We start from the raw sequence: 23,907 nt of genomic DNA, 5'->3' as shown, positions 1-23,907 counted from the left end.
CCATGACGTGCTCGGCCCGCGCCATCCCTGGCTCGGGACGCTTTCCTCCTCTGACCGTGTTCCCTGCGCTTCAGGTTTATGCACCGCTGTAAGATTAAAACTGATCAGAGTGTGTCAGCAGAATGAAAACGCCCGGCTCAGCCGGGCGTTTTGCATTACAGTCCGCCAGACTTATAGGCGCGGGCAGCGGGTGTACCGTTGCTGGCAGGCAGCTTCTTGCCCAGGGTTTCCATACGCATCTGGAACGGCGGGAACGGCATCTCAATACCGTGCTGATCAAATCCGCTGAGAATCAACTGATGCAGTTCGTGACGAAGCGGCATACGGTGTCCCATCTCAGCAGCATGCACACGAAGTTCAAATAACTGAATTCCCTGCTGCAGATCGACCAGGAAGGCTTCCGGTTGCGGCGTGTCCAGGACATAGCTGCAGCGTTCAGCTGCCTGGATCAGAATGGTGGTCACCTGTTCACTGCTGACTTTCGCCGGAGCCGGAATGGTGAGCACCACGCGCGTCACGGAATCGGACAGCGACCAGTTAATAAACTGCTCGGTGATAAAGGCTTTGTTCGGCACGATGATCTCTTTGCGGTCCCAGTCGGTAATAGTGGTCGCGCGGGTATTAATTCGCGTGATACTGCCGGTCAGATCGCGGATCGTCACGGTATCGCCGATACGAATCGGCTTTTCGAACAGGATAATCAGACCTGAGATAAAGTTTGCAAAAATCTCCTGCAAACCAAACCCCAGTCCCACACCCAGCGCGGCAACCAGCCACTGCAGCTTCGACCACTCAATACCAATCATTGAGAAACCAATCAGCCCGCCAATCAACAGCAGCAGATATTTGGTCAGTGTGGTGATGGCGTAACCCGTACCTGGCGTCAGATTAAGATGCTGCAACAGCGCCAGCTCAAGCAGCGCGGGCATATTGCGCACCAGCTGGGTGGTGATAATAAACACCAGAATGGCGATCAGCACTGACCCCAGGGTGATGGGCTGAATCGACTCTACGCCCTGCACTGAGGTACTGACGTCCCACAGCTGAATATTCTCCAGGAAGCCAAAGGCCGAATGGATTTCTGACCACAGCACAATCACAGAGACCAGGGCGATAAGCATCAGGATAGAGCGTACCAGCCGCAGCGACTGCGCACTGATCGCATCCAGGTCAATTACCGGCTCTTCAATTTCAATCGCATCAGTGTTCAGAGAGCCTTGCTCCTTCTCCTCTTCACTGCGCGCACGGTTAGCCAGCATATCGGCACGGCGCTGACGGGCGCGATCAAAGCCAAGACGGCGACGCTGAATCAACATCCAGCGCCGGATAATGTGATAGATAACCAGCAACAGGAACCAGATGGCGACAGAGGTCTCCAGTCGCGCCAGCAGCGCCTGCGCGGTAGCCAGATAACCCACAGCGGAGGCGAGGGCAGCCATCAGCGGCATAGCGATCATCAGGTTCCACAGCATCCGGTTCACCATGTTCTCGCCATTTCCCTCTTTATCGAGATAGAGCGGAATCCCGGAACGCTTCAGGCTGACGGTGACAATGCTGATTGCCCCGCAGATCAGGATGAAACAGAGACGGCCCAGCGACGAGGAGAACTGCCGATCTTCCAGATTACCAAAGGCGATCAGCAACATAATCAGCGGCACAATTAATCCGATGCTCAGCGAGTAGTAGCGCATGGCGCGCGCCACCCGGTTTTGCGGCCAGCGGAAATGCACAATGAACAGGCCGTTAGGACGGGCAAAGGCAGCGCTGATCATAAACGCCCACAGCAGCGGCAGCGTGGCGGTAATGCCATCACCAATCGCTACGGCGATAGGGTAGGGCCAGGCGTTCTGCAGGCCATAACCCAGTGCACCCCATAATACCGGCAGCGGCAGCGCCACCAGGATCGACCAGAACAGGGTACGGATAGTCAGGCGGAAACGATCCTGCGTGACCTTGCCGACTTTGCTGGCGGAACGGTCAAGGAAAGCATTGAAGTGGCGGCGCGAACTGATGCTGAAGCCGACCAGCAGCAACGCACCAATAATCGGCAGCACCGAGTTGCGGCTGGTAAACATCATCGCCATCGCTTTGCCGAGCTGACCCAGCGTATCCAGCGACAGCAGACGGGAAAGATCTTTGGCCAGATCCAGCGGATAACTCAAACCAATCGGGTTAACGTCGGCGGTCCAGAACAGATAGCGGTGCGTCGCCTCTTTGACTTCCGTCAGCGCATCCTGCAACTGCGTGTTGCCAACCTTGAGCTTGGTGATCTCCAGAATCAGCGTGTCACAGCCGGAAATCAGCGAATTGAGCAGCTCCCTCTGAGTGCGTAGCTGCGCATCAAGAATACGCTTCTGGTCTGCGGTGAAGGGCTGACCATCGGCCTGCCGTCCCTTGCGCAGCGCCTCCTGGCGCTCCAGCAGATCTTCATAATTGAGACGCTGCACGCGAAGCTGTGCCATCTCATTATCAATCTGCTGCGACTTGGGCATCTCCGGCAGACGCGCGACCTGCGCGCGTAGCGCTTCGCCCAGCAGATTAGAGGCACCCAGCCACTGCGACTGTTCACGCAGGGTAGAGAGCGCCTGACGGACCTGAATAATCTGGTTGGTGGCCAGTCGCTGTTGCGACGCCACCAGATCCATGCGCTGCGCCTGCTGATTCAGGGCAACCGAGAGTTCGCGGTTAACCCGAAACTGATCGCTGATCTCTGGCGGAAGATCGCCACTGTTTTCTGCCAGTTGCTCGGTGCGGGCCAGCGCGACTTCGGCTTCACGTTGCCGCTGATCGTTGAGCTGGTTGCGCAGCGCCTGAAGATAGTTATCGAGCTGAGTCGCTTTGCGCTGGTGGGCTTCAGCCCGCATCCGCGCCAGTTCCTGACGGTTGTTGGCAGAGAGCTGTGCCAGCTCAAGTTCATCGACCAGCGCTTTATTCGCGGCGCTTTCCGCCTGGCGAGCCGCCAGTTGCAGCTGCCCCTGTGGCGAACTGCTGCTGACGCTCTGCAAACGGCGTTCACTCTCCGTCATCGCCCGGCGTGCTTCCGTCTGCTGCTGCGGCAGTTGCGACAGCGAATCACTGATTTCCCGCGCCCGATCCTGCTCCTGCCGTGCCTGACGCCCCTCTTCCAGCAGCTGGCTGCTGACCTGCAGGATCTCCTGATCCAGCTCGGCGCTGCTCATGTTGTTGCGCACGGTTTTCCCGCTGTCACTCAGCGCGGCGATCTGCTGACGCAGTTCGCGCGCCAGACGCGGAAAATCATCAATAACCTGCTGATATTGCGCCGCGCGCTCCAGCGATTCATCGCGTTCAGAGAGAAAGTTTAAGGCGGCTTCAATCGTCTGGATCTGTTCAGCCTGCGAGGGTGAACTTTTGGCCGATTTTATCTCTTCCAGCTGCTGTTTAAGCTGGCTGGCGTCAGGAAGGCTGGCCGCTAAGGCCGGGCTGCTGAGCCACAGGCTCAGCAGCAGGAGGAGAATCGAACGCACAGAGGACACTCAATTTAATCGACGATGACGTCGGAAATGTCTGTCGCGACCGGCAGCGCAATCGCCAGCGGTTGACCCAGACGGGTTTTGCTTTCTGCTTCCAGGCTTTCAGCCAGTTTGACGCGGCCAGGTGCGAACAGATTGATGACGGTAGAGCCAAGCTTGAAGCGGCCCATTTCCTGGCCTTTCAACAGCACCACGGCGCTTTCATCATCCGCTGCCGGATAGTGCCAGCGCTTGATCACGCCTTCACGCGGTGGCGTGATGGTGCCAGCCCAGACGGTTTCGATGCTGCCGACAATGGTGGCACCCACCAGGATCTGCACCATCGGCCCGATATCGGTTTCAAAGTAGCAGATGACGCGCTCGTTACGGGCGAACAGGTTGGGAATATTACGCGCGGTCAGCGGGTTGACGGAGTAGAGGTCGCCAGGCACATAAATCATCTCACGCAGGATGCCGTTGCACGGCATATGGACGCGGTGATAATCACGGGGCGCCAGATAGGTGGTGACGAACTCGCCATCAACAAATTGTGCCGCCATCCGCTCATCACCCGCCAGCAGGGCGTCAATGGTGTAGTGATGACCTTTAGCCTGGAAAATCTGATCGCCATCAATGTGGCCGAGCTGGCTGATAGCGCCATCCGCGGGCAGGGCGATGAGATTGGCATCGGCATCCACCGGACGCGCATCGTCTTTCAGCGGACGAACGAAAAAGTCATTAAAGGTGCGATAGCTGGCGGTATCGGGCTTACGCGCTTCCGCCATGTCGACTTTGTAAAACCAGACAAAGATGTCAATGACCAGTTTGGTCAACCAACCACCGCGGCGACTGGCGCCCCAACCGGCAAGTTCAGTCAGCCATTTCTTCGGGAGAATATGATTCAAGCCGAGTTTTAAACGATCAAACACCTTAGCCTCCTGGCTATTTTATGACGTTGTAAAAAAGGGGGCGGATTGTAGCAGCGCCCCGTTCAGATGGCGACTATACCCGAATTCCGGCACGCTGCACGGTCTGGACGCGCGACTGGAATGCACCTCGCAAAATGCCCCGGCTTATCCGTTCAGACGCGGTTATACCGATTAACTTTCACCATCAGGGAAATTTTTACGCGTTTTTACCTGCGCCATGCTCTCCAGGATACGGTGGTAGTTATCAAAACGGGACCTGTTGATTTTGCCCTGTTCGACCGCTTCGCGAATGGCACAGCCGGGATCGCTGCCGTGTTTACAATCGCGGAATTTGCAATCGCCAAGGAATGCGCGGAATTCGACAAATCCGCGGGTAATTTGTTCCGGCTCAAGATGCCATAAACCGAACTCACGCACGCCAGGTGAATCGATCACATCGCCGCCGTCCGGGAAGTGATAAAGGCGCGATGCGGTGGTGGTGTGCTGGCCTAAGCCTGAGCCATCCGAAACCTCGTTAGTCAGAATAGCGACCTGCTCTTCTTTGTCGAAGCCGAGCAGGGCATTCAGCAGACTCGATTTGCCGACGCCAGACTGACCGGCAAAGATACTGATGCGGTCGGTCAGCGCCGCTTTCAGGTCGTCCATGCCGTTTTTCGCCCGGCTGGAGACCATCACCACGCGATAGCCAATATTGCGATAGATATCCATCTGCTTATCGACAAAGGCGCGCGCCTTGTCATCCAGCAGATCGGTTTTGTTCAGTACCAGCAACGGTTCAATATCCAGCGTTTCGCTGGCAACCAGATAGCGGTCGATGATGTTTAACGACAGTTCAGGCAGGATTGCGGAGACGACGATGATCTGGTCGATATTCGCCGCCATCGGCTTCACGCCGTCGTAAAAATCGGGGCGGGTTAATACGCTGGTGCGCTCATGCACCGCTTCAACAATACCTTTGTTGCCGCTGGTTGCCGGACGCCACAGCACCCGGTCGCCGGTGACCAGCGAACGAATGGTTCGGCGGATATTGCAGCGGTGGGCGACGCCTGCGCTATCCTCAACATCAGCGTGCATGCCAAAACGGCTGACAACGACCCCATCTGCAGCTTCACCAAACAGGTTGTCATCCGCTTCCGGACGCTCTCTGCGTTGGTTGAGACGGCGATCGTGGTTAGCGCTTACGCGGCGTTGTTGGCCCTTCGACAGTTTATTTTTACTCACTCACCCTCACAGCGTTAGCCAGATTTCGCCCGGCTGGGCAAAACGTCTATGATACACCTTATTCATCGTAAATGACGACTACAGCAACCGCAGGAAACAGCATGGCTACTGGAAATGAACAGAATCTGATCTGGATTGATCTTGAGATGACCGGACTTGATCCGACGCACGATCGCATTATTGAAATTGCGACCCTGGTGACTGATGCCAACCTGAACATTCTGGCGGAAGGGCCGGTCATGGCCGTTCATCAGTCTGATGCGCAGCTGGCGCTGATGGATGAGTGGAATGTCCGCACTCATACCAACAGCGGTCTGGTTGCGCGGGTGAAGGAGAGTCAGATTGACGATCGTGCAGCAGAGCTGGCGACCATTGAGTTCCTGAAACAGTGGGTTCCGGCGAACACCTCGCCTATCTGCGGCAACAGCATCGGGCAGGATCGTCGTTTCCTGTTTAAGTATATGCCTGAGCTGGAAGCGTACTTCCACTATCGTTATCTGGATGTCAGTACCCTGAAAGAGCTGGCTCGTCGCTGGAAACCCGATATCCTTCCTGGCTTCAAAAAAGGAGGGACGCACCAGGCTCTGGATGATATCCGTGAGTCCGTGGCGGAGCTGGCGTACTACCGCGAACACTTTTTGCTGCTTTAATCGGCGACGGGTGCGCATGAAATCACCAGGTTGCTGATTTAATCAGCAAACGCGCTGAAAGCGAAAATTTTTGCTTTCAGACGCTTGCAGCAGCAACGATTTCTCGTATAATGCGCACCCCGTACCGGTGAAGAATTTATTAACGGTACAAGGCGCGGGAATAGCTCAGTTGGTAGAGCACGACCTTGCCAAGGTCGGGGTCGCGAGTTCGAGTCTCGTTTCCCGCTCCAGTTTTAAAATGTAAGCAGTACCCTCTTTGCGGGAATAGCTCAGTTGGTAGAGCACGACCTTGCCAAGGTCGGGGTCGCGAGTTCGAGTCTCGTTTCCCGCTCCAGTTTTATTTAGCAGTGCCCTTCTATGCGGGAATAGCTCAGTTGGTAGAGCACGACCTTGCCAAGGTCGGGGTCGCGAGTTCGAGTCTCGTTTCCCGCTCCAGATTTAACATCACCCTCATTTCAGTCCGTTAGCCGGCTGTTTTACGTCGCGTGATTTTGATTGTTTCATGAAGGTTATCCACAGCACTGCACCCCATCATCTGCGCCTGTTACGGCGATCTGTAAATGGCTTTTGAACAGAGTTATCCACAACCTTGCAGGTTAACCGAAGCGATAGCCGCATTATTAAATAAACACAACTTTTATATAAGTTGTTGATATTTATCATTATGAAAATATTTCAATTTGTTATTTAACAGCAAAATCAGCGTTGTTGCAGTTGAATGACAACAGCTTTTTATTTTTATTCACAGCATGTGGAAAACGATAATTCGCGATCAAGCTGTTCAATCACGCATCACGCGGTAAACCCTTCTCTACTGCACGAACCAGGCGCTTCTGCTGGGCAGGTTGCACTTCAACCACGAGTTGCTCGCGTTTCTGCTGCTGCTGCGTGATTGCCCATAGAATATGTTCATCCAGCAGGTCACTTTCACCGAGTCGTTGTTCCAGTACCTGAACGATTTCGGGCGACCAGGGCGCGTTACCCAGCGCCACTGCAATATTACGCAGCCAGCGTAAATGACCAATGCGGCGAATCGCTGAGCCTTCAGTGATGCGTAAAAACTTCGCTTCATCCCATTGAAACAGATCGATCAGCTCAGGGGCGTGTAGCGCCGCTCGCGGTGAAAAGTCGCTTTCGTCACTGAGTTGTCCATAGCGATTCCACGGACAGATCAGCTGGCAGTCATCACAGCCATATATCCGGTTGCCCATCAGCGGGCGAAACTCTTCCGGGATCGCGCCTTCCAGCTCAATGGTGAGATAGGAAATACAGCGCCTGGCATCCACGACGTAGGGCTCAACGATCGCGCTGGTGGGGCAGATGGTCATGCAGGCGACACAGCGGCCACACTGCTCCTGCTGCGGTGTATCTATCGGCAGCGGAATATCGATCAGCAGTTCGCCGAGGAAAAACCATGAGCCTGCTTCCCGATTCAGTATCAGCGAATGTTTGCCGGTCCAGCCGAGTCCCGCTTTGGCCGCCAGCGGCCGCTCAAGCAGCGGGGCCGAATCCACAAACGGGCGAAAATTAAGCTCGCCACAATGCTGCTGGATCATTTCTCCGAGCTTTTTCAGTCGATTGCGCAATACTTTGTGGTAATCACGACCTAATGCATAACGGCTGACATAGCCCAGTTGGGGATTTTTCAACGTGCTGGCAAAGGCGGCTTTGGCCGGAAGGTAGTTCATGCGAACGCTGATAACGCGCAGCGTGCCGGGCAGCAGTTCATGAGGACGCGCCCGCATCATGCCGTGTCGCGCCATCCACTCCATCTCGCCATGATACTGCTTATCCAGCCACGCCTGCAGGCGCGGCTCTTCCGCACTGAGATCGGTATCGGTGATGCCGACCTGCTGAAAGCCGAGATCCAATCCCCACTGTTTAATCTGTTGTGCGAATTGATGAAGATCGAGAGGGTATGACATGAGTAACCAGGATTCGAAGAAAAACAGCCGCAGTTTACCATATTCTGTCTGGCCTGCGCAGGCTGTGGCCCAGCTTGAGCAACAGGGGGCCGATGCGCTCGGCATTACGCTGTATGAGCTGATGCTGCGTGCCGGACAGGCCGCTTACGAGCATCTTACTGCGCACTGGCCAGAGGCCAGCCACTGGCTGATTCTGTGTGGTCACGGCAACAACGGTGGCGATGGTTATGTGCTGGCGCGACTGGGACAGGCGGCGGGCAAAACCGTTACGCTGCTGGCGTGCGAAAGTGAAAAAGCGTTGCCGGAAGAGGCGCAGCGTGCACGAGACGCGTGGCTGGATGCGGGCGGTGAAATTCATGCGGCCGATGCGGTCTGGCCAGAGCAGATCGATGTGATTGTGGATGCGCTGCTGGGAACCGGCAGTCATCGTGCGCCCGAAGAACCCTATGCCACGCTGATCCAGCAGGCGAACGCTCATGCGGCGCCGAAACTTGCCATTGATATGCCTTCCGGCTTATCAGCCCGCAATGGCACCGCGCCCGGTGAGGTAATTAATGCCAGCCATACGCTGAGTGTGGTTGCTCTTAAACCGGGCCAGATCACTGGCAAAGCGCGAGATTACATTGGAGAGCTTTACTATGCCGATCTCGGCCTGGCCGCTTTTCTGGCGGGCGAAGGGGCTCCCATCGCGCGTTATGATGCCAGCGCATTAACCCGCTGGCTCAAGCCGCGCAAACCAACCTCGCACAAGGGCAGTCATGGCCGGCTGCTGGTAGTGGGGGGCGATGCCGGTACCGCTGGCGCGGTACGGATGACGGCCGAAGCGGCGTTGCGCAGCGGTAGTGGGTTGGTGCGAGTACTTACTCACAAAGATAATATTATTCCGATCCTGACCGCCCGGCCCGAAATTATGGTCGATGAACTGACCGATGAGCGCCTGACGGAGGCGCTGGAGTGGGCCGATGTCATTGCGATAGGGCCCGGTCTGGGTCAGCGCGAATGGGGAAAGCGGGCGCTGAAGCGGGTAGCGAGCAGTGAAAAGCCGATGCTTTGGGACGCGGATGCACTTAACCTGCTGGCAATCAGTGCGGAGAAACGTCAGAATCGCATTATTACGCCGCATCCTGGTGAAGCGGCGCGTTTGCTGAATACCGAGACCAGTGAAATTGAGAGTGACCGCTTACATGCAGCGCAGACATTGGCGCAGCGTTATGGCGGCGTAGTGGTACTGAAAGGTGCCGGTACGCTGATTGCCAGCGAGCAGGGTGAAATGGCCTTTGCTGACGTGGGCAATGCCGGTATGGCCTCCGGCGGTATGGGCGATCTCCTGAGTGGAATCATCGCCTCGCTGGTGGGCCAGAAACTGACGCTGTTTGATGCGGCCTGCGCCGGCTGCGTTGCACATGGTGCCGCGGCCGATGCGGTCGCTGCGGAACGTGGTACGCGCGGTATGCTGGCAACTGATTTACTGGATCTGCTGTGGCAGTTTGTTAATCCTGAGATGAATAAAGAAGCATGAAGACCTGTGTTATCTCTTTGCCCGATGAGGCGGCTACGCTCAGTTTGGGCGCTCAGCTGGCGCGCGCCTGTGGCAGCGCGGCAGTGATTTATCTCTATGGCGATCTGGGGGCGGGTAAAACCACCTTCAGCCGCGGCTTTCTGCAGGCGCTGGGCCATCAGGGCAACGTCAAAAGCCCTACTTACACGCTGGTTGAGCCTTACACGCTGGACGACCGTACACTTTATCACTTCGACCTCTATCGTCTTGCCGATCCTGAAGAGCTTGAATTCATGGGCATCCGCGACTATTTCAGCGGCGATGCTATCTGCCTGGTTGAATGGCCGCAGCAGGGCGCCGGTTTTCTGCCGCCGCCCGATCTCACGCTAACGCTGCGTTACGTGGGTGAGGCGCGTGAAGCGGAACTGACGGCACAATCCTCGTCGGGCCAGCAATGGCTTGAACAATTTGGTCAGGGCAGGGATCAGGCATGATGTCACGGATGAAAATAGCGCTGGTGACACTGTTGCTGCTGGTCTGTACACCCCTGTTTGCTGCCACCCTGTCGGATATCAAAGTCGCCAATGGCGACAGCCAGGCAACCATCACCCTGAACTTTGCCGGACAACCTGTCTATGGCTTCTTCCCGCTGCGCAATCCTGACCGTGTGGTGCTTGATGTGCGCCAGAGCGGCGTGGTTCAGGGGCTGCCGTTAAATTTCAGCGGCGAAAACATCGTAAAGCGAATTCGCACCAGCACCCCGAAAGATAAACAGAGCGTGCGGCTGGTGTTTGAGCTGACGCAGGCGGGTAAAACCCGGGCGGTCACCCAGCGCAATGGCAACAGCTACAGCGTGGTCTTCACCATTACCGGTAAGCCGCCTGCTGTTACGCGCAGTGTGCCTGCGCCGGTAACGGCCCCGACGCGCGTGCCCACCCAGAGTGCCGCAGCGGCGAACCCCTTTAATTCGAATCCGGTGACGTCCGTGACCAGCACAGCCAGCACCGTGAGTCCTGGCCGGGCCGTCAGCCAGAACGATACCGTGATTGTGGCGATTGATGCCGGACATGGCGGTCAGGATCCCGGCGCTATCGGGCAGCGCGGACTGAAAGAGAAGAACGTCACAATCGCGATTGCACGTAAACTGCGGGTGTTGCTGAATAACGATCCGATGTTTAAAGGCGTCCTGACGCGTGATGGCGACTATTTTATCTCGGTTATGGGCCGCTCCGACGTGGCGCGTAAAGCCAACGCCAACGTGCTGGTTTCAATTCATGCTGACGCTGCGCCGAGCCATGCGGCGACCGGTGCATCGGTCTGGGTATTATCAAACCGCCGGGCCAATAACGAGATGGCTAACTGGCTGGAGCAGAAAGAGAAACAGTCTGAGCTGCTGGGCGGCGCAGGTGACCTGCTGGCTAACAGTCAGGCCGACCCCTACCTCAGCCAGGCGGTACTTGACCTGCAATTCGGTCACTCGCAGCGTGTCGGTTATGACATCGCCCAGAAAGTGTTGCAGCAGATGCGCAGCGTGACGTCGCTGCATAAACGTCTGCCTGAGCATGCCAGTCTTGGCGTGCTGCGTTCACCCGATATTCCTTCTTTGCTGGTGGAAACCGGCTTTATCAGTAATTCCTCGGAGGAGCGACTGCTTGGCAGTAGCGCACACCAGGATAAGATTGCGCAGTCGATCTATAAAGGTCTGCGCACTTATTTCCTGGCGCACCCGCTGCAATCCATCCCAAAGGAGGAAAACCGGCCGCTGGGCTCGTCGCCAGCGGTTAACGTCGCCAGCAACCCGGCGACCGGGGTGACGCAATATACCGGCGTAACTCAGCGCCATACGGTAACGCGCGGTGAGACACTTTCCGGGATTGCCGCGAAGTATGGCGTCAGCATGGCGACCCTGCGTGAGATGAACACCCTGAAGCGGGATGTGGTATGGGTCGGACAGCGGTTGAAAGTGCCGGCCAGTGCGGCCGCCAGCCGCACCACGCGCGCCACGCCACGCGGCGTTGTGCGTCATAAAGTGGTCGTGGGTGATTCACTGACCGGCATTGCCGCACATTATGGCGTCAGCCCGAAAGCGATAATGCAGACCAATAATCTGAAATCGACCAACGTCATGTTGGGGCAGAACCTGAAAATCCCTGCATCCTGATTGTTTGCCCGGCCGCTGCGCCGGGCGGCCAGCTAAAAGGAAAACCATGCCGATACAAATTTTACCGCCCCAACTGGCAAACCAGATTGCGGCGGGTGAAGTGGTTGAACGTCCTGCATCGGTTGTAAAAGAGCTGGTGGAGAACAGCCTGGATGCTGGTGCAACGCGCATTGACGTTGATATTGAAAAGGGGGGCGCAAAGCTTATCCGCATTCGTGACAACGGCTGCGGCATCGTGAAAAGCGAGCTGTCGATGGCGCTGGCCCGACACGCCACCAGTAAAATCGCCTCACTGGATGATCTGGAAGCGATCATGAGCCTGGGTTTTCGCGGTGAAGCGCTCGCCAGTATCAGTTCTGTCTCCCGCCTGACCTTAACCTCACGTACCGCCGATCAAACCGAAGCCTGGCAGGCCTATGCGGAAGGGCGTGATATGACGGTAACGGTTAAACCGGCTGCGCATCCCTGTGGGACCACGCTCGAAGTGCTGGATCTGTTTTATAACACCCCGGCGCGCCGCAAATTTATGCGCACAGAGAAAACCGAGTTCGGTCATATCGACGAAGTGATCCGTCGTATTGCACTGGCGCGTTTTGATGTCGCGCTTTCACTGAGCCACAACGGCAAAATGATGCGTCAGTATCGGGCCGTCAGCGAGGAGAGCCAGCGCGAACGGCGACTGGCAGCTATCTGCGGCACCACGTTTATTCAGCATGCGCTGCGAATTGACTGGCAGCATGATGATCTCTCGCTGCGCGGCTGGGTCGCCGATCCCGCCGGTTCGCGCCAGGTCACCGAGTTACAATATTGCTACGTCAATGGCCGGATGATGCGCGACAAGCTGATTAATCACGCTATCCGCCAGGCTTTCCAGACCCAGCTCCAGGATGACCAGCAGCCCGCTTACGTGCTCTATCTGGAGATCGATCCGCATCAGGTGGATGTCAACGTTCACCCGGCCAAGCATGAAGTGCGTTTTCATCAGTCACGCCTGGTGCATGATTTTATTTATCAGGGCGTGGTCAGCGCGTTACAGGCGATAGCGTCACCCATTTTGCCTGCGCTGCAGGCAGAAGAAGCCGCACCGCGCTGGCAGCCGGAAAACCGTCAGGCGGCGGGGGGTAATCATTTTGCGCAGCCTTCAGCGCCCGCCAGCGAGAATCAATCTTCAGCCTCCACGCGGCAAACACCGCCCGCAGCGGCGCCGGCCTGGCAAAACAAAGAGAACGTGTATCGTCAGCGTGAAGGCGCGGTTTATCAGCAGTTGCTGAAAACGCCTGTCAGCGCCACGCCGCCGCCAAAAACCCGTGAACCGGCACCGCGTCCAGCCGAAAAACCCTCGCCGCTGGCCGCGCATGCCCAGAGCTTTGGCCGGGTACTGACCGTGTTGCAAAACCACTATGCGCTGCTGGAGCAGGATCAGAAGTTAATGCTGATGGCGCTGCCGGTCGCGGCGCGCTGGCTGAAACAGGCGCAGCTTGAACCGGGTGAGGAAGGGCTTAAACCGCAACCCCTGCTGATTCCGGTGCGGCTCAAAATCGCCCTGGATGAACGGCAGGCCGCAAAAGAAAAGAGCAGCCTGCTCAATCAGATGGGTATTGATCTTCAGCCCGAAGGTGACCACGTGACCTTACGCGCGGTGCCTTTACCGTTACGAACACAAAATTTACAAATCTTGATTCCTGAGCTGTTAGGCTATCTCGCCCGGCAGCAGGAGATCTCTGCGACGCAACTGGCCCAGTGGCTGGCGCGGCGTCAGGATACAGAGTCCTCCGACTGGAATCACTCACAGGCGATCAACCTGCTGGCAGAGCTTGAACGGCTTTGCCCACAGCTGCTGAAATCGCCGCCTTCAGGCTTATTACAGCCCATAGAGATTGAGAGCGCGATCAACGCGTTGAAGCATGAGTGAATTAAACCAGGCTGGCCGGCCAAAGGCTATTTTTTTGATGGGACCCACGGCTTCTGGCAAGACTGCTTTAGCAATTGAATTGCGTAAGCGGTTACCAGTGGAACTAATCAGCGTAGACTCTGCCTTAATCTATCGTCAGATGGATATTGGTACGGCGAAACCGTCGGCTGAGGAGTTAGCAGTGGCCCCCCATCGTCTGCTCGACATTCGCGATCCCGCTGAAGCCTATTCGGCAGCGGAGTTCCGGCGGGATGCTTTAGCAGAAATGGCGGATATCGTTGAAGCCGGACGAATACCGTTGCTTGTTGGTGGAACCATGCTCTACTTCAAGGCGTTACTTGAAGGATTGTCGCCGTTGCCCTCGGCCGATCCCGACGTTCGTCAGCGGATAGAGCAAACGGCGCGTGAAAAAGGCTGGGAAGCTTTACACCGCCAGCTGTGTGAAATCGACCCGGTTGCCGGCAGTCGTATTCATCCGAATGATCCGCAGAGACTTTCGCGAGCACTGGAAGTTTTTTTTATTTCGGGTAAAACTTTAACGGAACTGACAAAAACATCCGGTGAAGCGTTACCCTACGACGTGCAACAGTTTGCCATCGCCCCCGCGAGCCGTGAATTGCTGCACCAGCGCATCGCGTTGCGTTTTGAGCAGATGTTGGCGTCAGGATTTGAAGCGGAGTCTCGGGCCCTTTTTGCACGAGGTGATTTGCATACGGACATGCCTTCCATTCGTTGTGTTGGCTATCGTCAGATGTGGTCTTATTTATCGGGCGAAATCGATTACAGCGAGATGGTTTATCGGGGAATTTGCGCAACCCGGCAGCTTGCTAAGCGACAGATGACCTGGTTACGCGGTTGGGAAAATGTTCACTGGCTTGACAGTGACGAGCCCCGGCTGGCGCGTGATACAGTGTTACAGGTTCTTAGTGCGAAGCATGGGTGATTGTGTACAATTGATGGGTTATCGTGCGCAAATTTTTACGCAGTTTTTTTCAGAACCATAGGTTCTACTTGCAACAAACAACAAGCATATAAGGAAAAGATAGAATGGCTAAGGGGCAATCATTACAAGACCCGTTTTTGAACGCACTGCGTCGTGAACGTGTTCCGGTTTCGATTTATCTGGTTAACGGTATTAAGTTGCAGGGTCAGATTGAGTCATTTGATCAGTTCGTCATTTTGTTGAAAAACACGGTGAGTCAGATGGTGTATAAGCACGCCATTTCTACCGTTGTTCCTTCACGCCCGGTTTCTCACCATAGCAATAATACCGGTGGCGGCAGCAACAATTACCATCATGGCGGCAGCAACACAACTGCGCAGCCACAGCCACAACAAGACGGTGATAACGCAGAATAACGCGTCACCGTACAGCCAGGAACGGAGAACAGCGATTTTCCGTCCTGGTCTTTTATTTAGCGAGGTTATAGCTTGTTTGACCGTTATGAAGCCGGTGAGCAGGCCGTACTGGTACACATCTGGTTCTCCCAAGACAAAGAAGTAGAAGATTTGCAGGAGTTTGAAACCCTGGTCTCTTCTGCTGGCGTTGAGGCGCTGCAAGTGGTTACTGGCAGCCGCAAAGCGCCACACCCCAAGTATTTTGTCGGTGAAGGAAAGGCCGTTGAAATTGCCGATGCGGTAAAAACAACAGGAGCATCGGTCGTATTATTCGATCATGCCCTTACGCCCGCTCAGGAAAGAAACCTCGAGCGCCTGTGCGAATGCCGGGTCATTGATCGCACCGGTTTAATTCTGGATATCTTTGCCCAACGCGCACGTACCCACGAAGGTAAATTGCAGGTTGAGCTGGCACAGCTGCGCCATCTTGCGACACGTCTGGTGCGCGGCTGGACCCACCTTGAACGCCAGAAAGGCGGGATTGGTTTACGTGGCCCGGGTGAAACGCAGTTAGAAACGGACCGCCGGCTGTTGCGCGGCCGTATCAGTCAGATTTTGTCTCGTCTTGAGCGAGTTGAAAAACAGCGTGAGCAGGGACGTCAGTCACGCGCCAAAGCGGATGTGCCAACGGTTTCGCTGGTGGGTTACACCAACGCCGGCAAGTCGACCCTCTTTAACGCCATGACCTCCGCCAATGTCTTTGCCGCAGACCAGCTGTTTGCAACGCTCGACCCCACACTGCGCCGTCTGAATGTTGCTGATGTCGGGGACGTGGTACTGGCGGACACGGTAGGCTTTATTCGCCATCTTCCTCACGACCTGGTTGCCGCTTTTAAAGCCACGCTGCAGGAGACTCGTCAGGCGACGCTGTTAATGCACGTGATTGATGGGGCTGACCTTCGCGTCACGGAAAATATCGCCGCCGTCGATGCCGTACTGGAAGAGATTGAAGCGGACGAAATCCCGACGTTACTGGTGATGAATAAAATCGATATGCTCGACGGATTCGAACCACGTATCGATCGTAACGAAGAGAACCTGCCAATCCGCGTCTGGCTTTCCGCCCAGACAGGCGCAGGCATTCCGTTGCTATGGCAGGCGCTGTCTGAGCGTCTGGCGGGTGAAATAGCCCAGCACGCATTACGTCTGCCACCGGAAGCGGGGCGACTTCGCAGCCGTTTCTATCAGCTGCAGGCGATTGAGAAAGAGTGGAATGAAGAAGACGGCAGTGTAGGATTGCAGATTCGTATGCCCATTATTGAGTGGATGCGTTTATGTAAGCAGGAACCGTCGCTGACCAGTTACATTGTTTGATATTGCCCAAACGCATTTACCTTAAAAATTGAAGATTGTCGCACTTTCTTTGCAGACCCGAATACGCTGGCGTTACCCGAGTATTTTGGATTTCAGCAAGGCGGCAACTGAGTGAATCCCCGGGAGCTTACGCAGGTAAGTGACCGGGGTGAGCGAAGGCAGCCAACACCGCTGCAATCCGAAAGCTGAAGGGTAAAAATCGTAATTACAATAAATGGAGTAGAAACATGGCGTGGAATCAGCCCGGAAATAACGGACAGGACCGCGACCCGTGGGGAAGCAGCAATAATCAAGGCGGCAACTCTGGGGGGAATAAGGGAGGACGGGAATCCGGGCCTCCTGATCTGGATGATATCTTCCGTAAGCTGAGCAAGAAGCTTGGTGGACTGGGCGGTGGCAAACAGAACGACAACGGTCAGCGCGGCTCCGGCAGCGGTGGCAAAATTGTTGGTATCGTGGCTGTTGCTGCTGTAGTCATCTGGGCTGCAAGCGGTTTCTACACCATCAAAGAAGCGGAACGTGGCGTGGTGACGCGCTTCGGTAAGTTCAGTCATCTGGTCGAACCCGGCCTGAACTGGAAGCCGACATTCGTTGATCAGGTGCGTGCGGTTAACGTTGAATCGGTGCGCGAACTGGCTGCTTCTGGCGTCATGCTGACTTCGGATGAGAACGTGGTACGCGTGGAGATGAACGTGCAGTACCGCGTGACCGATCCGGAACGTTATCTTTATGCTGTGACCAGCGCGGACGACAGCCTGCGTCAGGCTACCGACAGCGCACTGCGCGGCGTGATTGGTCGCTCTACCATGGACCGCATCCTGACCGAAGGTCGTACCGTGGTGCGTAGCGATACCCAGCGTGAAATCGACGAGACGATTCGCCCTTATAACATGGGAATCGCGGTGCTGGACGTCAACTTCCAGGCTGCACGTCCGCCGGAAGAGGTGAAGTCTGCATTTGATGACGCGATTGCCGCACGCGAAAACCGCGAGCAATACGTTCGCGAAGCCGAAGCTTACGCCAACGAAGTTCAGCCTCGTGCTAACGGCCAGGCGCAACGTATTCTGGAAGAGGCACGCGCTTACAAAGAGCGTACCGTTCTGGAAGCGCAGGGTGAGGTGGCGCGTTTCGCCAAGATCCTGCCTGAGTATAAAGCTGCACCCGAAATCACCAAAGAGCGTCTCTATATCGAGACCATGGAACGTGTGCTGAGCCATACCCGCAAAATACTGGTTAACGATCGGAGTAATAACCTGATGGTGCTGCCGCTGGATCAACTGATGCGTGGCGGTCAGACTTCATCGGGCCAGAATGGTCAGAAAGGCGCGAACGGTTCTTCGCAGCCTGCGCGCTCCGATAGCAGTGCCAGCCGCAATGACACGTCGTCATACAGTCCGGACAACATCATGGATCAGCGTCGGGCAAATGCTCAGCGCAGCGACAGCCAGCGCGAAGGGAGAGAGTAATCGATGCGTAAGCCAATAGTATTTTTAATCATTGTCGTGCTGGTGGCGCTCTATGCGTCCCTGTTTGTGGTGCAGGAAGGGCAGCGAGGCATTGTTCTGCGCTTCGGTAAAGTCCTGCGCGACGGCGAAAACAAGCCGCAGGTGTTCGAGCCGGGTCTGCATTTCAAGATTCCATTCCTGGAAACGGTTAAAACGCTGGATGCGCGTATCCAGACCATGGATAACCAGGCCGATCGCTTCGTCACCAAAGAGAAGAAAGATCTGATCGTAGACTCCTACATCAAGTGGCGTATCAGCGACTTCAGTCGCTACTACCTGGCCACTGGTGGCGGTGATGTCTCTCAGGCGGAAGTGCTGCTGAAACGTAAGTTCAGTGACCGCTTGCGTTCTGAGATGGGTCGTCTGGATGTGAAAGATATCGTAACGGACTCCCGTGGTCGTCTGACTACCGATGTGCGTGACGCGCTGAATACCGGCTCTGCAGGCAACGATGATGAAATCGCAACCCCTGCGGCTGATGACGCGATTGCCAGTGCAGCGGCCCGTGTCGAGCGTGAAACCAACAGCAGCGAACCGGCTCCGAACCCGAACAGTATGGCGGCGTTAGGTATTCAGGTGGTAGATGTGCGTATCAAGCAGATCAACCTGCCGACCGAAGTGTCTGATGCGATCTTTAACCGTATGCGTGCTGAGCGTGAAGCGGTAGCGCGTAGCCAGCGTTCACAGGGTCAGGAAGAGGCGGAAAAACTGCGCGCCCAGGCCGATTACCAGGTCACCCGTACTCTGGCTGAAGCCCAGCGCGAAGCACTGATTACACGCGGTGACGGTGATGCGGAAACGGCGCGGTTGTTTGCCGATTCGTTCAGCAAAGATCCTGACTTCTACGCCTTTATTCGTAGCCTGCGTGCCTATGAAAACAGCTTCAATAGCGATCAGGATGTGATGGTGTTAAGCCCGGATAGCGACTTCTTCCGATATATGAAGGCGCCCTCTAACGCGACACGCTAAGAACTGATATAACCTGTGGGCCGACAATGTTGTCGGCCCTTTTTTTTGGGTATCAGAATGAAAACAAGCATCTGGATGGCGCTGGCGCTGGTGTTAGTGCTGGAAGGGTTGGGACCGATGTTTATGCCGCGCGCCTGGCGACGCATGATCCTGACGATGACGCGGTTGCCCGATCGTCTGCTGCACCGCTTTGGTGGAGGACTGGTCGTTGCTGGCATGGTGATTTACTGCATGCTCAGCCTGCACGGCAACCTCTGAGGCTGACGTTCAGACCGGCTAAATTGTGCCTTTCAACGCTATTATCCCCAACATGTTGTAGTGATCAAAACTCAGGCAAAAAAGCGCGCAATCGTATGCTAAAAGTGCTGAAAACCACGGGATCAGATGGTAGAATCCTTTTTTAAGCAATCGGTGATTTTGAGAAATGGGTAAGAACGTCGTCGTACTGGGCACCCAATGGGGTGACGAAGGTAAAGGTAAGATTGTAGACCTTCTGACTGAGCGCGCGAATTACGTTGTGCGTTATCAAGGCGGCCACAATGCGGGCCACACGCTTGTCATCAACGGTGAAAAAACCGTCCTCCACCTGATCCCTTCTGGCATTCTGCGCGATAACGTCACCAGCATCATTGGTAACGGCGTAGTGCTCTCTCCTGAAGCCTTAATGAAAGAGATGAAAGGCCTGGAAGCGCGCGGGATTCCGGTACGTGAACGTCTGCTGATTTCTGAAGCCTGTCCGCTGATCCTGCAATATCATGTTGCGATGGATATGGCGCGTGAACGTGCTCGTGGCGCCAAAGCGATTGGTACCACGGGGCGTGGCATCGGACCGGCTTATGAAGATAAAGTCGCTCGCCGTGCCCTGCGCGTCAGCGACCTGTTTAACAAAGAAACCTTTGCTGCCAAGCTGAAAGAAGTGGTCGATTTCTACAACTTCCAGCTGGTGGAGTACTACAAAGAGCCGGCAGTCGACTTCGATAAAGTGCTGAGTGATGTGATGGAAGTCGCTGACATCATCACTGGCATGGTCGTTGACGTCTCTGAACTGCTGGACGTCGCGCGTAAGCGTGGCGATCTGATTATGTTTGAAGGTGCGCAGGGTACGCTGCTGGATATCGATCACGGTACCTATCCGTACGTGACCTCATCCAACACCACCGCAGGTGGCGTAGCGACCGGTTCAGGCATTGGCCCGCGCTATGTCGACTACGTGCTGGGTATTGTGAAAGCTTACTCAACCCGCGTTGGCGCAGGCCCGTTCCCGACCGAGCTGTTCGATGAAACCGGCGAATTCCTCTGTGCGCAGGGTAATGAGTTTGGTGCGACCACCGGTCGTCGTCGTCGTACCGGCTGGCTGGATGCGGTAGCGGTTCGCCGCGCAGTTCAGATCAACTCCCTGTCAGGTTTCTGCATGACCAAGCTGGACGTGCTGGATGGCCTGAAAGAGGTGAAGATCTGTGTGGCTTATCGTATGCCTGATGGCCGCGAAGTGACCACCACGCCACTGGCGGCAGAGAACTGGGAAGGCATTGAGCCGATCTACGAAACCCTGCCAGGCTGGAGCGAGACAACGTTTGGCGTCAAGACGCTGGAAGGTTTGCCTCAGGCCGCGCGTGACTACATCAAGCGTGTGGAAGAGGTAACGGGTGTGCCGATTGATATCATCTCAACCGGCCCTGATCGTAGTGAAACAATGATTCTGCGCGACCCGTTCGACGCGTAATCATTCAGGCCGGACGCTGTCCGGCCCTTGTTTTTCCATTCTTTGATGCCACTTAACCTCCCTTCGCTTGTCAAACCTTCTGCTGGCTTAAAAAAGCGCACGGCCAGACAGACTCTGGTTTATCATCGTAGCTAATCGAATGGCGATCCGATTTAATCCTGGCATCAATCACAGGGCGAATAAGGTCATGCCGCGCCTGAAGGTTCACTGAGGTTACTGTGCAGCTCACGAGTTTTACTGATTATGGCTTACGGGCACTGATTTATCTGGCATCGTTGCCGGAAGGTCAGCAGACCAATATTACGGAAGTGACGAACACTTATGGTTTGTCCCGTAATCATATGGTCAAAATTATCAATCAGCTGAGCCGGGCGGGCTATGTCGCCGCAACGCGTGGTAAAAACGGGGGCATTCGTCTGGGTATGCCAGCTCGTCAGATTGTCATTGGCGATGTGGTACGTAAGATGGAACCACTACAATTAGTGGATTGCGCGTCCTGTTCCATCACGCCAGCCTGTCGTCTGAAGCAGGCGTTACATGATGCGGTGCAGCGATTTTTGCAGGAGCTGGATAGCTATACGTTGGCAGATCTGGTCGAAGGAAATACACCACTTTATGAGATCATCTTGTCCAGATCGCCGGTGGAAATAAATATTAAATGACATCGGAGGAACCGCTATGTCAAAAGATCCTTTTCAGGATAGAGAAGCTGAAAAATACGAAAACCCTATTCCGAGCCGTGAATTTATTCTGGCTCTGTTAGAAAAACGTGAAAAACCGGCCAGCCGCGAAGAGCTGGCTGAAGAGATGAATCTGCAGGAAGAAGAACACCTTGAGGCGCTACGTCGCCGCCTTCGCGCCATGGAGCGTGATGGTCAGCTGGTGTTCACCCGCCGTCAGTGTTATGCCCTGCCAGAACGTCTTGATCTCCTGCGCGGTAAAGTCATTGGCCACCGTGATGGCTACGGCTTCCTGCGGGCAGAAGGTCAGAAAGATGACCTCTACCTTTCCGCAGAACAGATGAAATTCTGTATGCACGGTGACGTGATCCTGGCGCAGCCGCTGGGTGCCGATCGCAAAGGCCGCCGCGAAGCGCGCGTGGTCCGGGTGCAGGAACCCCGCAACAATCAGATCGTTGGCCGTTACTTTACCGATGCCGGTGCCGGCTTCGTGGTACCGGACGACAGTCGCCTGAGTTTTGACATCCTCATCCCGCCTGAAGAGACGATGAATGCCCGCATGGGTTCCGTGGTGGTGGTTGAGCTGGTCCAGCGTCCGAACCGTCGCAGCAAAGCGATCGGTAAAATCGCCGAGATTCTGGGCGATGATATGGGTACCAGCCTGGCCGTGGATATGGCGCTGCGTACGCATGAAATCCCGCACACCTGGCCGCCGGAAGTGGAAGCTCAGGTCAGCAAACTGAAAGAAGAAGTCCCGGAAGAGGCCAAAAAAGGCCGCGTCGATCTGCGTAAGCTGCCGCTGGTCACCATCGATGGTGAAGATGCCCGTGACTTTGATGATGCTGTTTACTGTGAGAAGAAGCGTGGTGGCGGATGGCGTCTGTGGGTAGCTATCGCGGATGTCAGCTATTACGTCCGTCCTGGCACCCCACTGGATGACGAAGCGCATCAGCGCGGAACCTCGGTCTACTTCCCGTCGCAGGTTGTGCCGATGCTGCCGGAAGTGCTGTCGAATGGCTTATGTTCGCTTAACCCGCAGGTCGATCGCCTCTGTATGGTGTGCGAGATGACCATCTCGACCAAAGGTAAACTGACCGGCTTCAAGCACTACGAAGCGGTGATGAACTCCCATGCGCGTCTGACCTACAACAAAGTCTGGAACATTCTGCAGGGCGACAAAGAGCTGCGCCAGCAGTATGCGCCACTGGTTAAAGACCTTGAAGAGCTGAACAACCTCTATCATGCGCTGGAAGCCGCTCGTGAAGAGCGCGGCGGTATCTCGTTTGAAACGGAAGAGGCGAAGTTTATCTTCAACGCCGAGCGCCGTATTGAGCGTGTTGAGCGCGTGTCACGTAATGACGCCCATAAGTTGATCGAAGAGTGCATGATCCTGGCGAACATCGCCTCGGCACGCTTCGTTGAGAAAAATCAGGAACCGGCGCTGTTCCGCGATCACGATCGCCCGACCGACGAAAGCATCAAGAGCTTCCGTACCGTGCTCAACGAGCTGGGACTGAGTCTGCCTGGTGGTAATAAACCACAGCCAATCGACTATGCGGCGCTGCTGAAGCAGGTTGCCGATCGTCCTGATGCGGAAATGCTGCAAACCATGCTGCTGCGTTCAATGAAGCAGGCCGTTTACGATCCGGAAAACCGCGGTCACTTTGGTCTGGCGCTCTCGTCGTATGCGCACTTTACCTCGCCAATCCGTCGTTATCCGGATCTGACGCTGCATCGCGCCATCAAATATCTGCTGGCAAAAGAGCAGGACGAAGGTAAAGGCCTGGTACAGCGCGCCATTAAATACCTGATGCCGAGAGATCGCAGCGTCGCCAAAGATATGACGACAGCAACCGGCGGCTATCACTACGACATGCCGCAGATGCTGCAACTGGGCCTGCACTGTTCCCTGACCGAACGCCGCGCCGATGAAGCGACCCGTGACGTCGCGGACTGGCTCAAGTGTGACTTCATGCAGGATCAGGTTGGCAACGTCTTCAACGGCGTCATTTCCAGCGTGACCGGATTTGGCTTCTTTGTACGCTTAAGCGATCTGTTCATTGATGGTCTGGTCCACGTTTCGACGCTCGACAACGATTACTACCGTTTTGACCCGGTAGGTCAGCGTCTGATCGGTGAATCGGGCGGTCGCACCTATCGTCTGGGTGACACGGTTGAAGTGCGTGTTGAAGCCGTCCATATGGATGAGCGTAAAATCGACTTTGCCCTGATCTCCAGCCAGCGTCAGGTACGTGGTGAAGGCAAAACCGCACGCGACCGGGCGAAGCGTGACGACAAAGCGCCAGCGAAACGCCGTCGTGATGCGAGCAAGAAGTCCAACTTCGAGCCGGACGCCGCTTTCCGGGGCGACAAGAGTAAGCCCGCCGCTGCAAATACCGAGAATAAAAGTAAAAACGTCTCGGAAAAAACCCGTAAAATCGCCGCCGCCACCCGGGCGAAGCGCGCCAGAAAAAAGGCGCAGCCTGACTGATGCGCGCACCCGCCCTTTCTCACTGAGAAAGGGCGGTCATTCATTCATTTCCAAACACTGA

The 23,907-nt window shown here is 55.7% G+C and carries 18 protein-coding genes and 3 tRNA genes; 17 read left to right on the top strand and 4 right to left on the bottom strand.

Features of this window, described 5'->3' with window-relative positions; translation table 11 throughout:
- Positions 1–155 precede the first annotated feature (155 nt).
- From mscM to rsgA, 3 genes are all read right to left on the bottom strand, one after another.
- Positions 156–3,485: a miniconductance mechanosensitive channel MscM gene (gene mscM, locus GVJ63_RS13905; protein ID WP_158148963.1), complete on the bottom strand. Its 3,330-nt coding sequence runs from the start codon at positions 3,483–3,485 to the stop codon at positions 156–158.
- A 14-nt stretch (positions 3,486–3,499) separates the two neighbouring features.
- Positions 3,500–4,399 (bottom strand): archaetidylserine decarboxylase, encoded by a 900-nt coding sequence (gene asd / locus GVJ63_RS13900; RefSeq protein WP_010256089.1) that lies wholly within the window; start codon positions 4,397–4,399, stop codon positions 3,500–3,502.
- 171 nt (positions 4,400–4,570) lie between these two features.
- Positions 4,571–5,620: a small ribosomal subunit biogenesis GTPase RsgA gene (gene rsgA / locus GVJ63_RS13895; RefSeq protein WP_010256092.1), complete on the bottom strand. Its 1,050-nt coding sequence runs from the start codon at positions 5,618–5,620 to the stop codon at positions 4,571–4,573.
- A gap of 101 nt (positions 5,621–5,721) precedes the next feature.
- Here rsgA and orn point away from each other — a divergent pair, with 101 nt between their 5' ends.
- The 4 genes from orn (at position 5,722) to GVJ63_RS13875 (ending at position 6,705) form a co-directional block, all read left to right on the top strand.
- Positions 5,722–6,270 (top strand): oligoribonuclease, encoded by a 549-nt coding sequence (gene orn / locus GVJ63_RS13890; RefSeq protein ID WP_159227025.1) that lies wholly within the window; start codon positions 5,722–5,724, stop codon positions 6,268–6,270.
- A gap of 154 nt (positions 6,271–6,424) precedes the next feature.
- Positions 6,425–6,500 (top strand) — tRNA-Gly (locus GVJ63_RS13885).
- A gap of 28 nt (positions 6,501–6,528) precedes the next feature.
- Positions 6,529–6,604: transfer RNA gene (locus GVJ63_RS13880), tRNA-Gly, on the top strand.
- 25 nt (positions 6,605–6,629) lie between these two features.
- Positions 6,630–6,705: transfer RNA gene (locus tag GVJ63_RS13875), tRNA-Gly, on the top strand.
- 350 nt (positions 6,706–7,055) lie between these two features.
- Here the strand turns inward: GVJ63_RS13875 and queG are convergent.
- The gene (queG, locus tag GVJ63_RS13870; protein ID WP_010256097.1) at positions 7,056–8,195 is read right to left on the bottom strand and encodes a tRNA epoxyqueuosine(34) reductase QueG; all 1,140 of its coding nucleotides are present in this window, start codon (positions 8,193–8,195) and stop codon (positions 7,056–7,058) included.
- On the opposite strand from queG, the gene nnr reads away from it, so the two are divergent.
- The 13 genes from nnr (at position 8,194) to rnr (ending at position 23,846) form a co-directional block, all read left to right on the top strand.
- On the top strand, positions 8,194–9,714 hold the full coding sequence (nnr, locus tag GVJ63_RS13865; RefSeq protein WP_159227024.1) for a bifunctional ADP-dependent NAD(P)H-hydrate dehydratase/NAD(P)H-hydrate epimerase: 1,521 nt from the start codon (positions 8,194–8,196) through the stop codon (positions 9,712–9,714). The genes queG and nnr overlap by 2 nt on opposite strands.
- Positions 9,711–10,187: a tRNA (adenosine(37)-N6)-threonylcarbamoyltransferase complex ATPase subunit type 1 TsaE gene (gene tsaE, locus GVJ63_RS13860; protein ID WP_010256103.1), complete on the top strand. Its 477-nt coding sequence runs from the start codon at positions 9,711–9,713 to the stop codon at positions 10,185–10,187. Before nnr ends, tsaE begins: the two co-directional genes overlap by 4 nt.
- Positions 10,184–11,854 carry an N-acetylmuramoyl-L-alanine amidase AmiB gene (gene amiB / locus GVJ63_RS13855; RefSeq protein ID WP_010256106.1) on the top strand — a complete coding sequence of 557 codons (1,671 nt, stop codon included), beginning with the start codon at positions 10,184–10,186 and terminating at the stop codon, positions 11,852–11,854. The genes tsaE and amiB overlap by 4 nt, the downstream gene beginning before the upstream one ends.
- Before the next feature lie 46 nt (positions 11,855–11,900).
- Positions 11,901–13,766 carry a DNA mismatch repair endonuclease MutL gene (gene mutL / locus GVJ63_RS13850; RefSeq protein ID WP_089414878.1) on the top strand — a complete coding sequence of 622 codons (1,866 nt, stop codon included), beginning with the start codon at positions 11,901–11,903 and terminating at the stop codon, positions 13,764–13,766.
- Positions 13,759–14,709 (top strand): tRNA (adenosine(37)-N6)-dimethylallyltransferase MiaA, encoded by a 951-nt coding sequence (gene miaA, locus GVJ63_RS13845; protein ID WP_010256112.1) that lies wholly within the window; start codon positions 13,759–13,761, stop codon positions 14,707–14,709. Before mutL ends, miaA begins: the two co-directional genes overlap by 8 nt.
- A gap of 104 nt (positions 14,710–14,813) precedes the next feature.
- Positions 14,814–15,125: an RNA chaperone Hfq gene (gene hfq / locus GVJ63_RS13840; protein ID WP_010256116.1), complete on the top strand. Its 312-nt coding sequence runs from the start codon at positions 14,814–14,816 to the stop codon at positions 15,123–15,125.
- A gap of 72 nt (positions 15,126–15,197) precedes the next feature.
- Complete coding sequence (hflX, locus tag GVJ63_RS13835; RefSeq protein ID WP_010256119.1) at positions 15,198–16,478, top strand: ribosome rescue GTPase HflX; 1,281 nt, start codon at positions 15,198–15,200, stop codon at positions 16,476–16,478.
- Positions 16,479–16,705: 227 nt separating this feature from the next.
- Positions 16,706–17,944 (top strand): FtsH protease activity modulator HflK, encoded by a 1,239-nt coding sequence (gene hflK, locus GVJ63_RS13830; RefSeq protein WP_159227023.1) that lies wholly within the window; start codon positions 16,706–16,708, stop codon positions 17,942–17,944.
- Between the two features lie 3 nt (positions 17,945–17,947).
- Positions 17,948–18,952, top strand: coding sequence for a protease modulator HflC (gene hflC, locus GVJ63_RS13825; protein WP_010256123.1), 1,005 nt, complete (start codon positions 17,948–17,950; stop codon positions 18,950–18,952).
- 57 nt (positions 18,953–19,009) lie between these two features.
- Positions 19,010–19,210: a DUF2065 domain-containing protein gene (locus GVJ63_RS13820; protein WP_010256126.1), complete on the top strand. Its 201-nt coding sequence runs from the start codon at positions 19,010–19,012 to the stop codon at positions 19,208–19,210.
- Between the two features lie 166 nt (positions 19,211–19,376).
- Entirely contained in the window at positions 19,377–20,675 is a 1,299-nt protein-coding gene (locus tag GVJ63_RS13815) for an adenylosuccinate synthase (RefSeq protein WP_010256129.1), read from the top strand.
- A gap of 218 nt (positions 20,676–20,893) precedes the next feature.
- Positions 20,894–21,337: a nitric oxide-sensing transcriptional repressor NsrR gene (nsrR, locus tag GVJ63_RS13810; RefSeq protein ID WP_010256130.1), complete on the top strand. Its 444-nt coding sequence runs from the start codon at positions 20,894–20,896 to the stop codon at positions 21,335–21,337.
- A gap of 16 nt (positions 21,338–21,353) precedes the next feature.
- Positions 21,354–23,846 carry a ribonuclease R gene (gene rnr / locus GVJ63_RS13805; protein ID WP_061902002.1) on the top strand — a complete coding sequence of 831 codons (2,493 nt, stop codon included), beginning with the start codon at positions 21,354–21,356 and terminating at the stop codon, positions 23,844–23,846.
- The last annotated feature ends 61 nt before the right edge of the window (positions 23,847–23,907 follow it).

Origin of the sequence: Pantoea sp. 18059, assembly GCF_902706165.1 — a bacterium.
Classification (GTDB): domain Bacteria; phylum Pseudomonadota; class Gammaproteobacteria; order Enterobacterales; family Enterobacteriaceae; genus Pantoea; species Pantoea agglomerans.
This window is presented reverse-complemented; position numbering and strand designations above follow the sequence as displayed.

Bases quoted from the DNA above. Each gene is read 5' to 3' on its own strand.
- orn (WP_159227025.1), top strand. From the start codon at position 5,722: ATGGCTACTGGAAATGAACAGAATCTGATCTGGATTGATCTTGAGATG.
- nnr (WP_159227024.1), top strand. From the start codon at position 8,194: ATGAGTAACCAGGATTCGAAGAAAAACAGCCGCAGTTTACCATATTCT.
- queG (WP_010256097.1), bottom strand. From the start codon at position 8,195: ATGTCATACCCTCTCGATCTTCATCAATTCGCACAACAGATTAAACAG.
- tsaE (WP_010256103.1), top strand. From the start codon at position 9,711: ATGAAGACCTGTGTTATCTCTTTGCCCGATGAGGCGGCTACGCTCAGT.
- amiB (WP_010256106.1), top strand. From the start codon at position 10,184: ATGATGTCACGGATGAAAATAGCGCTGGTGACACTGTTGCTGCTGGTC.
- mutL (WP_089414878.1), top strand. From the start codon at position 11,901: ATGCCGATACAAATTTTACCGCCCCAACTGGCAAACCAGATTGCGGCG.
- miaA (WP_010256112.1), top strand. From the start codon at position 13,759: ATGAGTGAATTAAACCAGGCTGGCCGGCCAAAGGCTATTTTTTTGATG.
- hfq (WP_010256116.1), top strand. From the start codon at position 14,814: ATGGCTAAGGGGCAATCATTACAAGACCCGTTTTTGAACGCACTGCGT.
- hflK (WP_159227023.1), top strand. From the start codon at position 16,706: ATGGCGTGGAATCAGCCCGGAAATAACGGACAGGACCGCGACCCGTGG.
- hflC (WP_010256123.1), top strand. From the start codon at position 17,948: ATGCGTAAGCCAATAGTATTTTTAATCATTGTCGTGCTGGTGGCGCTC.
- GVJ63_RS13820 (WP_010256126.1), top strand. From the start codon at position 19,010: ATGAAAACAAGCATCTGGATGGCGCTGGCGCTGGTGTTAGTGCTGGAA.
- GVJ63_RS13815 (WP_010256129.1), top strand. From the start codon at position 19,377: ATGGGTAAGAACGTCGTCGTACTGGGCACCCAATGGGGTGACGAAGGT.
- rnr (WP_061902002.1), top strand. From the start codon at position 21,354: ATGTCAAAAGATCCTTTTCAGGATAGAGAAGCTGAAAAATACGAAAAC.